Source organism: Aquisalimonas sp., assembly GCF_007120195.1.
Classification (GTDB): Bacteria; Pseudomonadota; Gammaproteobacteria; order Nitrococcales; family Aquisalimonadaceae; genus Aquisalimonas.
On the sequence record NZ_SKOG01000249.1, the window covers coordinates 1 to 2,688 of the forward strand.

Annotated in this window: 2 protein-coding genes and 1 pseudogene; 1 reads left to right on the top strand and 2 read right to left on the bottom strand. The window is 60.2% G+C overall.

All coding sequences use genetic code 11. The features are described 5' to 3' along the window. Positions 1 to 446, bottom strand: a 446-nt coding sequence (locus tag QZT63_RS17540) for a hypothetical protein (protein WP_290652995.1), incomplete at its 3' end; no start/stop codon positions are given. A 516-nt stretch (positions 447 to 962) separates the two neighbouring features. On the opposite strand from QZT63_RS17540, the pseudogene QZT63_RS17545 reads away from it, so the two are divergent. Beyond that, positions 963 to 1,555 (top strand): annotated as a pseudogene (locus tag QZT63_RS17545) (transposase); the annotation flags it as partial. A 172-nt stretch (positions 1,556 to 1,727) separates the two neighbouring features. On the opposite strand, the gene QZT63_RS17550 reads toward QZT63_RS17545, so the two are convergent. Further along, positions 1,728 to 2,688: tetratricopeptide repeat protein (locus QZT63_RS17550; RefSeq protein WP_290652997.1), on the bottom strand; the 961-nt coding region annotated here is incomplete at its 5' end.

Here is a 2,688-nt window from a genome sequence, read left to right on the forward strand (position 1 = left end):
AAATCGTCATCAGCTTGCTGCGTAATATAGCCGCCCGAGGCATAGACGACGACGCTGTCCTCTACCGCACCGCCGAGAAGAGCATGAAGCGGAATGCCGAGATGTCGAGCAGCGGCATCGCGCGCAGCACAATCGATCCCCGAGATCAGGGCGCAGAGCTGGTTCTGAATGCCGAAATGATAGTGCCGGGAGAAGATCAGGTGAACCGCATGCTCGTGGGCGAACACGTCGAGACCGATGAAATAATCCTGCACCAGTTCGAGATAGGCGCCCGTCACACTCGGCGGTCCCCAAGCCTCGCCGTATCCCACAGTGCCATCGTCAAGAGTAAGCCGTATGAGGCCGGCTTGACGGGAAGAGGTAAGCCCGCGGGCCATTCCATACGCATCGCGCGGATCGAAGCTAAAGCGTAGCGAAATAAGACGGATATCGTCGATTTTTGGCATTACCCTTCCTGACACTGCCACATGACGCGGGATGGATCGCCACCTGTTCGTTCTGAACAGGGCGCGGAGCAGCCAACAGCTACCGCCGCTCAATGTCAATCTGCGACAGAGTCAGCTTGGCGCGACTGTCTAAGTCGACCGTCCATGGCCCTCGCGGGACGGTCCAATTGAGTGAGAAATATCCCATATAGCCGCCGCATAACCGCACCCCGTGCAACGACGGCAGAAATGCATTGTCGTCAGCATCAAATTCCGATCCAGCATGCCTTCGCAAACCAAGGGTTACTTAAACAGCACGGAGCTTGGTGGCGTGAAAACGTCAATGATTTCAATGGGCGCGAAGCTCTGCACCTTTCGGCCGAGCTCCGAAGGTGCAGAGAATATCCGCCAGGAGAGAAGGAAACGTCCCCCTGGGGTGCAAGCGGCGCTCCGGAGGTGCAGTTGGAGGCCTCGAAATACCTCCCCATTTCCGTCGCTTCGTGATTCAATTCTCGGGTGATTTGCTGGGAGGCTGGGATGCGGGGACAGGCTGGTTTCTGGGATATCGATGAGCGGTATGTCCGGCTGAGCGAGGCGGGCGATCCGCTTGAGAAGCTGAACGAGTTGGTGCCGTGGGAGGTGTTCCGCAAGCCGCTGGCCAAGGCACTGAAGCGATCCGATGGCGCCAGGGGCGGCAGGCCCCCCTACGATCCCGTGCTCATGTTCAAGATCATGGTGTTGCAGGCACTGTATGGGCTGTCAGACGACCAGGCCGAGTTCCAGATTCAGGACCGGCTGTCCTTCATGCAGTTCCTCGGCCTGGGGCTCGAATACCGGGTTCCGATGCCAAGACGATATGGCTGTTCCGCGAGCACCTCAGCCAGGCCAAGGCGATGGAAAAGCTGTTCGCCCGGTTCGACAAGCACCTCACCGATGCCGGCTACCTCGCCATGGGCGGCCAGATCGTCGACGCCACCATCGTCGCGGCGCCGAAGCAGAGGAACTCCAAGGAGGAGAAGGAGGACATCAACGCGGGCAAGGTTCTCCAGCACTGGAAGGACAAGCCGGCCAAGCTGCGCCAGAAGGACCGGGACGCGCGCTGGACCGTGAAGTTCTCCAAGGCCAAGGTCGACGAGGAGGGAAAGGTGGAGCAGCGCGACATCGCCGTTCCCGCCTTCAATGCCAACCTGTCAACGACGGCAATCAGAATGTCCGCGGCGTTGCTTCACACTGTCAGCTGGTTCGTCACCCGCATCCAGAACTTGGCGCCCTCGGTCTGCTCGATCCAGATGCCATAATGCGCTAATCCGGGATTCCGGCCTGCCGCGCGGCATTGACAATACGATTCGCGGTTTCTCGATCCTGCATCGGGGAAAAGCGCAGCTCGAGTGAGCGCACCGTCACTTCGGGTGGGGAGATCCGCGGCATGAGCGCGACCTGCTCGCGGGCATCAGCAAATCGCTCGGCAAGTTGATAGGCAATGGCCAGATACGCATGGGCTGGGCCATAGTCAGGCCACTGCACCGCTACAGACTCGAGAACATCAATGGCGGCGTCATTCTGCCCGAGCGCGAGGTGCGCGAATGCTTCGTGCGAGGCGTATGGCGCGCTGTGGTGTGGGTTGATCCGCGTGGCGGTGCGCAGGCTGTCTATCGCCCGCTCGTACTGCTCGGCGAAGAACCGCATCCGTCCGAGCGTGTAGTGACTTTCGGCACCGTTGGGATCGAGCCTCGCCATTGTCTCGGCCTCCGAGAGTGCACGGTCGAGGTCACCCTCGGTCAATGCTATCAGCGAGCGGAGCTCGATAAGTCGCGGCATACGTGGCGCGATCTGTTTCGCTCGATCTTTTAGTTGCGCGATCTCTGCCAGAGCGTGTGCCCATTCCTCTGCCGGGGTTTCGAACAACCCGAGAAGACGGGTATGGGCCAGAGCAACCATGGCTTCGGCGTAATCGGGATCGAGTTCCAGCGCCCGCCGGAAGTGATTCCGCGCGCGAATGTTGCCCGCCCTGGTAAAGACTCGATAGGCGTTCTGACCTTCGACATAGGCGTTCCATGCCTCGAGCTGGTCCGTTCCTCCCGACGAACGCCGCGTGCCGTGTGTGATCCTAATGTCGAGGCTATGAGCGATCTGCGCCGTGATTGTATCCTCCAGCGCAAGCAGGTCGTCCACCGTTTTCATGTAGCGCCCGGACCAGACCACGGTGCCCCTAATTGCATCGACAAGCTGTGCCGTCACCCGCACCCGGTCTTTCGCCGACTTC